The sequence below is a fragment of the Okeania sp. SIO2B9 genome (assembly GCF_010672505.1).
Taxonomy (GTDB): domain Bacteria; phylum Cyanobacteriota; class Cyanobacteriia; order Cyanobacteriales; family Microcoleaceae; genus Okeania; species Okeania hirsuta.
Genome location: NZ_JAAHGK010000220.1, coordinates 1 through 7,505, shown reverse-complemented (window position 1 = coordinate 7,505; position 7,505 = coordinate 1). Strand labels below are relative to the sequence as shown.

Below are 7,505 nucleotides of genomic sequence, written 5' to 3'. Positions count from 1 at the left end.
ATAGTTACTCTTGTAGAAGCTAAGAATGATAATATTAAATCTGGCTTTGATAAATGTATTGCCGAAATGGTTGCTGCCCAGATTTTTAATCAAAATAAAGGGAATGATATTCGCAAAATTTATGGAGCTATTACCACAGGAACAGCTTGGCAATTTTTAGAATTAGAAGCTCAAACTCTAGTATTAGATTTAGAGGAATATTCTATCAAAAACTTACCGCAAATTTTAGGAATATTAACCAGTTTTGTTAGTTAGTATTTAAGCATTCAGCTACTCCCTACTCCCTACTCCCTATTCCCTACTCACTAAATCTAATATAACCAACCAAATAAATCTGCAACAGATAATTGCCAATCTGTTAATAATCTGTTAATAAATTGAGGATGGGTAAATTATCAGAATCATATCTAACTTCTGGTTGCTGGTTAGGTTGGAAAATTAGTACAGATTCATCTTCAGAATCTATTAACCAACCCAACTGAGTACCATTATTTAGACAGAAAAGAATTTTATTAATTAATTAATTGATTAGCACCTTGGTCTGGCGAGAGAATTTCTATTACCCAATCTGGTGCTATTTAAAATCTATTTTCGATTCTACCATTGGGTTTTCTTGGAATACGTTGCCATGCAAAAACTGAAATATCTGGAACTATGGAACCTCCGTTAAAAGTACATCTTAATTCTGGCAATGCCATTGCTAACTTTTGTGGTTCACCTGCTTGATTAATTGCTGATGATAGACAGGTTTGAATTCTACTATGCTCTCCTTGCGGCATTGGTTTTTGATAAATTTTATTGTTAATATATCCGCTTGCTGGTTTTGTTTATGGCAATTGTAAAAATTCTTCGAGAGTAATTTGTTTGGGTGAATCAACAGAGGTTAGCATAATTATTTTTACTCCATACAGTGCTTTCTCAAATATTCTAGAAAATGGGGATTTTTTCAATCTCAATTATTTTCAGATTCTTCTACTTCCTCTTCACCAGAGAATAAAAGACGAATACCCATAAATGCAAATCCAGTTGCAGCCGTAATTTTTACTATATTTGTTGGTAAAATTTCTGCTACTCCTTCCCCTACTAAAACTCCTAAAAAGCTAGTTAATAATAGAGCAGTTGCAGTACCAAAAAATACTGCCTGGGGAAATTTTGAAGACCCACCAAGGGCGATGGCTGCTAATTGACTTTTATCTCCTAATTCAGATAAAAAAACTGCGATAAAACTTAAGCTTAAAAGTTGCCAATCCATAGTAGTTAAGAAGGAAGAAATTAAAAAGTAATAAATCAAGAAGAAAGAATAATTTTTTAATCAAATACAATTCTTTGGTTTAAAATGTAGTAGAAGTTAAACTAATAAAAGCTGATATCTGACCGCTAATAGCTGTTTTTGCTGCATTCTGCAGGAAATGCTTAGGAAAAATTTTTATAAAATGCCTCTACTATTAAAGTTAAAGATATTAGTAATAAAATCATTCCTGCCGATCTTTCTATAGTTTTAGGAGAGAGGCGACTGGCTAACCATTTTCCCAACAAAACCCCTAACAAACTTGTAGTTACTAATGCGCTACTTGCACCTAAAAATACTATCCAAGGAGATTGAGATTCGGCAGTCATTAACAGAGTAGTAAGCTGAGTCTTATCGCCAATTTCTGCTAAAAATATTGTGACAAAAGTAGAAGCAAATACTTTCCATGCTCCTGTTTTTTCTACTTTCGTTTCTTGTTGTTCTGATTGAGAATTTTTGGGGGGTAAAAGTTCACCCATTTCTGAGGCAACTTGTAAAGGTAAGCTCTCAGAAAATTCTTTTTGTTCTAAATTTATTTTAGGTTGAGGTGTATTTTCACTAAAAGATTTCACAGGCTAATTTACTAAATTACTGAGTATATGTAGATTCTTTAAATTTTCTTTATTGTTTCAGATAATTATGTTACTGTCAACTACTCTACTCTACTTATCAAAATAATTGGGTCGCCCAACCCCGTCTTTTAAGGCAAAATGTTTTTGGAGAGTTGCTCAAATTCTCCTGACAAAAACAACTTCTGACTTCTGAGTTCTGAGTTCGTTATCTCTGAAAACCTGAGTTAATACCCACTGCATGATTAAAGCGCAACATTTCTAGACTACGATCGCCGTACATATCTCCAATGTGCTGCTGACAACAGTCAATGGCAAATTCATTAAGTTCTTCTGGTTCAATACCGTACAATTCTCTAAAGGTATCTGGTTGGACTCGACAAAAATGGGGCCTTTCGGGGTAAATACGGCATTCTCGCGTTAAACTATCGTAATTAATACACCATCCATCTGCTCCTACTAAACTCATATAATGCTTTAGCTCTTCTGTAGATAAATATTCTTCTAATTCTGGACGCTCTGTTGGGTCTAAGTAACAACAAGCACCACAATTTTTTACACAACACCAACTAGCCATTTTTTTTTAGCCAATAGTTATTTCTTAACGGCCTTCTGATTGTAGCAGACTAAATTATTGAGTTTTGTAAAGTATCTTAAATTAAAGTAGCGATAGCTTGGTAGAATAAAAAACGGTTTTTCAGCTCAGTATATATTTGATTTATTTTTAGGGGAAATATGGGGTTTTTAACTGATTTGTTCAGCAACATTAACTTTGAAACTATTGCCCAGTTAACAATGTTGGCCATGGTTGTCATTGCTGGCCCTGTAGTTATTGTGCTACTGGCACTTCGGGGAGGCGATTTGTAAGTTATTTACTTACTTTGGTTTGATTCAAAGGCGTTATTCAGAGGGATGATGGAGACAGATGCGATGGAGATGTAAGCTGACAGTCCAGATGCAGATGCACAAAATCATCCCAAGATGATGCTAGTTCAAAAATTAACAGTTAACAATTCATCATTAACAATTACCTCTTCTTTTTAATCAGAAGATTGATCAAAAGGAGATAAGAATGATTTTTCTTCTTAAAAGTAGAGGTCTCAAACCTGAAATTATCAATTATTCGGCGATCAGTGATCGTAATTACTTTCTCCAAATCGATAACCTTTTCGATAAACAGTATAAATGAGTGGCAACTCTCCATTTACTTCTATTTTTCGTCGTAATAAACGTACTTGTGCTGCTAAAACGTTACTGCTTGGTTTTTCTCCTTCTCCCCACAAATATTCATAGATTTGCTGATGAGTTAGAAGTTGACCGGGGTAGGTCATAAAATATGCCAGCAATTTACATTCTTTTTCTGATAAATTAATTATCTGTCCACCGCGATAAGCTACTTGATTTTCTATGTCTAGCTCTAAATTTGCTACTTGTAAATGTTGCTCAGTTGTGCTTGTTTCAATGTTTTGGGGACGACGTAATAATGCCCGAACTCTTGCTAATAACTCTCGCAACTCAAAAGGTTTAACTAAATAATCATCTGCTCCAGCATCTAATCCAGCAACGCGATCGTCTACTGTATCTTTGGCAGTAAGAAATAAAACAGGTGTATAGTCGTGGCGCGAGCGTAACTCCTGGCAAATTTCCAATCCTGTTTTGTGAGGTAACATCCAATCTAAAATCAGCAAATCATAGTTACCCTGACTTGCCATCTGACTACCAATTTTTCCATGATCGGCAACATCAACACTATACCCCTCTCGATTCAAAGCACGACTTAGAGGAGAAGTTAACTCTGGTTCATCATCCACTAAAAGAATTTGCATTTGATGAATTTAAAAGATCGTCAGTTAAAATTTTGAATCAAAAATAGTTTCTGACTCAACTTCTGCTGCTGCTAACCATTCTTGCATATCAGCTAATGCCCAAACTGCTTCAGCATAAGTTTGTGCCACTGGTTCGAGTTTCACTTTATAAGTGGCAAAGCGAGAGACAACCGGAGCATACATAGCATCAGCAATTGTAAACTGACCAAACAACATATCACCTTCTGCTCCAAATTTTTCGCGACACTCTCGCCACATTTTGCCGATCCTCTCAATTTCAGGTCTCACCTCCGGAATTATGCCTACCTCTGGATAACGACCTCGACAATCCATGGGCATATATTTGCGTAAATTTGGGAACCCTGCGTGCATCTCGGCACTAATTGCTCGTGCTACTGCTCGTGCTTCGCGGTCTTTAGGCCACAAAAAATTGGCAAATTTCTCCGCTACATACTCACAAATTGCAAGAGATTCCCATACCTTAATATCCCCGTCTAACAAAACTGGTACTAGACCAGTAGGAGAATATTTTAAAATTTCTTGGTGGGTAATATGTGTATCTAGAGGAATTTTAATTTCAGTAAATTTCACTCCTGCTTGTTTCATCGTTAACCACGCTCGTAATGACCAAGAAGAATAGTTTTTATTACCGATAACTAGAGTCAATTTACTCATCATTTTTTCAAGATTTTATAAGTACAACATACAATTAACTATTAGGCTGATATTCTTTGCTTAAGATAGTATAGTATATCACGTTAGTCTGATAATAATTAGCCTCTTTTTCGTATTTCATTCCTACTTTTTCCATGACTCGTCGGGAGGCAATATTTTTGGGTTGACAATTTTCTCTAACTTTAACTCTTCAAATCCATATCTTAAACTTGCTTTTGCTGCTTCTGTTGCTAATCCTCGATACCAATATGCAGGATTTAATAAATAACCAAGCTCAATTTCTGGAGTATTGTCGAGAAAACAAAGTCCGCAACGACCAATCATTTTATTATCTATTTTATGAACTACCGCCCACATTCCAAAATTATTTTGATTCCAACTCTCAATTATGCTTAATATTCTTGCTTCTGTTTCTGGCTTAGTGAGGATGCCTTTTCCTACATATTTCATTACCTTTGGATTATGATACAGATTGTATAATTCATCCAAATCATCAAGGATAAATTGTCTTAATTTTAATCTTTCTTTTTCAATTTCAGCCATGATAATTAGAATTATTTATTATACCAAGCGTAAAAAAAGAATGTTACGAATAATCAGGGCATTTAAAAGACACGTGCAGGAGATATCTCTTAGACTAAAAAGATAAATTATGACCTAATAAATGGTATTAAAGTTATTTATTCTGACTCCTGTACGTCGCCAATCCGACGGCTCCTCTATCTAACTCCTGACTCCTAATAAATAACCTAGTTATTTGTAGCAAATATTTATCAAATTACTATTAGCCATCAATATCAATTGTGAATGTTTAGCTGATATGCTACCTTATAAAAACATCAGAATACCTAGAGTTTAACCAAAAAAACATCTATGAGAAGCATCTCACCGAAAACCAATAGAAGCAAAGAGCGAAATAATAATAGTGAAACAGACTGGCAACTAATTAAAAGAATGATCGGCTATGGTTTACGCCACAAAAAATTAGTATTTGCCTCACTGATATTATTGTTACCATTATCAATTTCTGGGGCAATTCAACCACTATTAATCGGGCAAGCAATTTCTCTAATTTTAGGAGAAAAAACCTGGTCATTTCTCCAACAAATATCATTATCTCAAGGATTGAATATTTTAGGAACTATATTAATGTTGACTATTATTATACGACTAATATTTCAATCTTTACAAGGCTTTTTAGTACAAAAAGTCGGACAAAAAATTACTGCTGATATTAGAGATGACTTATTTAAACACGTTCTTTCTTTAGGAGTTAGATTTTTTGATAGTACCCCTGTGGGAAAATTAATTACTCGCCTTACCAGTGATGTTGAAGCTTTAGGAGATGTATTTTCTACAGGTGCTATTGGTATTTTGAGCGATTTATTTTCGATTTTAATAATTGCTATTGCTATGTTTAGTTTGCAATGGCAACTGGGTTTAATGCTAATATTAATGATGTTACCAGTAACAACAATTATTATCTATTTCCAGCAAAAATATAGGCAAGCTAATTATATAGCTAGAGATGAACTTTCTGGTTTAAATGCTCAATTACAAGAAAACTTAATTGGTATAGGAGTAGTACAATTATTTCGCCGAGAAAAATTTAATTCGGAGTTATTTAGAGTTAATAATATCGATTATGTAAAAGCACTAGATAAAACTATTTTTTATGACTCAGCTATCTCTGGTATTTTAGAATGGATTTCTTTAGTTGCGATCGCTGTAGTATTATTCCTGGGAGGGCAATTTGTTTTAGCAGAAAATATAGATTTTGGCACTTTATCTTCTTTCATTTTATATGCTCAACGTTTATTCGATCCTCTGCGACAATTTGCCGAAAAATTTACAGCTATTCAAGCAGGTTTAACTGCAGTAGAACGTATTATTAATCTTCTCAATGAAGAAGTTGAAATTCTAGACCCAGAAGGAGAAATTAAAAAATTACCTACTGTTGAAGTTAACAATTCTAAAATTGGTGAAATTAGATTTGAAAATGTCTGGTTTGGCTATAAACCAAATGAATATGTTCTGAAAAATCTCAACTTTACTATTAAACCAGGAGAAAAAGTTGCTTTAGTTGGGCCAACTGGAGCAGGAAAAAGTTCTGTAATTCGCTTACTTTGTCGTTTATATGATGTCAATAAAGGCAGAATTTTAGTTGATGGAATTAATATTAAAGACTTACCTCAAGCAGAATTACGAAAACATATTGGCGTAATTTTACAAGATGGTTTTTTATTTGCTGGAGATGTGAAAAGCAATATTACTTTGGGAGAAGATTATTCATTAGAGGAGATTCAAACCTCAGCAAAAAACACAAATATAGATAAATTTATTGCAGAATTACCCCAAGGATATAATACTCAACTACGAGAAAGAGGGGCTAATCTTTCTGGTGGTCAAAAGCAGTTATTAGCATTTGCTCGTGCTGCTATTCGTAAACCGAGAATTTTGGTTCTTGACGAAGCAACTGCTAGTTTAGATGTGGTAACAGAAGCTTTAATTCAATCAGCATTAGAAAAACTTTTAGCAGAAAGAACAGCTATCATTATTGCTCACCGACTTTCGACTATTAGAAATGTTAACCGGGTTTTTGTGTTGAAGCGAGGAGAGTTAATTGAATCTGGTACTCACGAAGAATTATTACAAAAAGAAGGTCTTTATGCTAGTTTGTATAAATTACAAATGTTAGGAACTTAATTAGAGAAGTTCTCAGAAAGATAGAAAAGTATCCACTCAATATGATGGGGTAGGCAATGATTAGACATAGGCGTGAAAAAGATATAGACTTTTTACACATAACAGGTAACAGGCAACAGCTCCGGAAAGCAACAGGGAATAGATTTTTAGGAAAAATGTACGAAAAATGATTTAGGGAACTAACTTTTACAACTCTAGCTTATGTTAAATAAAGGGTAAGTTTATTTTCACCAGATGTCTATTATATAAACCATACGTCAAGGTTTTAGGTGAAAATCCGCCCCTACAATTTTTTTAACGTTTAATTAGACCTACCTACTACCTAAAACCTACGATATGCTTCAAAATCTATTACCAATTAAAATAAATGGTGCCCAATAATAAGGATGACTAAACTCACTTCCAGCAAAAGAAAATTTGATTTTGAAGAATTACCTTTTA

The 7,505-nt window shown here is 34.0% G+C and carries 9 protein-coding genes and 1 pseudogene; 3 read left to right on the top strand and 7 right to left on the bottom strand.

All coding sequences use genetic code 11. The annotated features are described in order from the left end of the window. A pseudogene (locus tag F6K13_RS10400) lies at nucleotides 1–255 on the top strand (hypothetical protein); the annotation flags it as partial. A gap of 323 nt (nucleotides 256–578) precedes the next feature. Here F6K13_RS10400 and F6K13_RS35055 read toward each other — a convergent pair. From F6K13_RS35055 to F6K13_RS10380, 4 genes are all read right to left on the bottom strand, one after another. Continuing rightward, entirely contained in the window at nucleotides 579–779 is a 201-nt protein-coding gene (locus F6K13_RS35055; protein WP_338043141.1) for a Uma2 family endonuclease, read from the bottom strand. Between the two features lie 173 nt (nucleotides 780–952). Next, nucleotides 953–1,252 (bottom strand): TMEM165/GDT1 family protein, encoded by a 300-nt coding sequence (locus F6K13_RS10390; RefSeq protein WP_124144055.1) that lies wholly within the window; start codon nucleotides 1,250–1,252, stop codon nucleotides 953–955. Nucleotides 1,253–1,413: 161 nt separating this feature from the next. Next, complete coding sequence (locus F6K13_RS10385) at nucleotides 1,414–1,860, bottom strand: TMEM165/GDT1 family protein (RefSeq protein ID WP_240038854.1); 447 nt, start codon at nucleotides 1,858–1,860, stop codon at nucleotides 1,414–1,416. Between the two features lie 205 nt (nucleotides 1,861–2,065). Then, nucleotides 2,066–2,434, bottom strand: coding sequence for a YkgJ family cysteine cluster protein (locus tag F6K13_RS10380; protein ID WP_124144054.1), 369 nt, complete (start codon nucleotides 2,432–2,434; stop codon nucleotides 2,066–2,068). A 158-nt stretch (nucleotides 2,435–2,592) separates the two neighbouring features. Between F6K13_RS10380 and psb30 the strand changes: the two genes are divergently transcribed. Next, nucleotides 2,593–2,724: a photosystem II reaction center protein Ycf12/Psb30 gene (psb30, locus tag F6K13_RS10375; protein WP_124144053.1), complete on the top strand. Its 132-nt coding sequence runs from the start codon at nucleotides 2,593–2,595 to the stop codon at nucleotides 2,722–2,724. A gap of 263 nt (nucleotides 2,725–2,987) precedes the next feature. Here the strand turns inward: psb30 and rppA are convergent, their stop codons facing one another. The 3 genes from rppA to F6K13_RS10360 form a co-directional block, all read right to left on the bottom strand. Then, on the bottom strand, nucleotides 2,988–3,683 hold the full coding sequence (rppA, locus tag F6K13_RS10370; protein ID WP_124144052.1) for a two-component system response regulator RppA: 696 nt from the start codon (nucleotides 3,681–3,683) through the stop codon (nucleotides 2,988–2,990). A gap of 24 nt (nucleotides 3,684–3,707) precedes the next feature. Then, on the bottom strand, nucleotides 3,708–4,361 hold the full coding sequence (locus F6K13_RS10365) for a glutathione S-transferase family protein (RefSeq protein WP_240038853.1): 654 nt from the start codon (nucleotides 4,359–4,361) through the stop codon (nucleotides 3,708–3,710). Between the two features lie 120 nt (nucleotides 4,362–4,481). After that, complete coding sequence (locus tag F6K13_RS10360; protein WP_240038852.1) at nucleotides 4,482–4,901, bottom strand: GNAT family N-acetyltransferase; 420 nt, start codon at nucleotides 4,899–4,901, stop codon at nucleotides 4,482–4,484. Nucleotides 4,902–5,231: 330 nt separating this feature from the next. On the opposite strand from F6K13_RS10360, the gene F6K13_RS10355 reads away from it, so the two are divergent. Beyond that, a complete protein-coding gene (locus F6K13_RS10355; RefSeq protein WP_124154185.1) occupies nucleotides 5,232–7,064 on the top strand; it encodes an ABC transporter ATP-binding protein in 1,833 nt (610 codons plus the stop codon). The last annotated feature ends 441 nt before the right edge of the window (nucleotides 7,065–7,505 follow it).

Bases quoted from the DNA above. Each gene is read 5' to 3' on its own strand.
- psb30 (WP_124144053.1), top strand. From the start codon at position 2,593: ATGGGGTTTTTAACTGATTTGTTCAGCAACATTAACTTTGAAACTATT.
- F6K13_RS10380 (WP_124144054.1), bottom strand. From the start codon at position 2,434: ATGGCTAGTTGGTGTTGTGTAAAAAATTGTGGTGCTTGTTGTTACTTA.
- F6K13_RS10390 (WP_124144055.1), bottom strand. From the start codon at position 1,252: ATGGATTGGCAACTTTTAAGCTTAAGTTTTATCGCAGTTTTTTTATCT.
- F6K13_RS10360 (WP_240038852.1), bottom strand. From the start codon at position 4,901: ATGGCTGAAATTGAAAAAGAAAGATTAAAATTAAGACAATTTATCCTT.
- rppA (WP_124144052.1), bottom strand. From the start codon at position 3,683: ATGCAAATTCTTTTAGTGGATGATGAACCAGAGTTAACTTCTCCTCTA.
- F6K13_RS10365 (WP_240038853.1), bottom strand. From the start codon at position 4,361: ATGATGAGTAAATTGACTCTAGTTATCGGTAATAAAAACTATTCTTCT.
- F6K13_RS10355 (WP_124154185.1), top strand. From the start codon at position 5,232: ATGAGAAGCATCTCACCGAAAACCAATAGAAGCAAAGAGCGAAATAAT.
- F6K13_RS35055 (WP_338043141.1), bottom strand. From the start codon at position 779: ATGCCGCAAGGAGAGCATAGTAGAATTCAAACCTGTCTATCATCAGCA.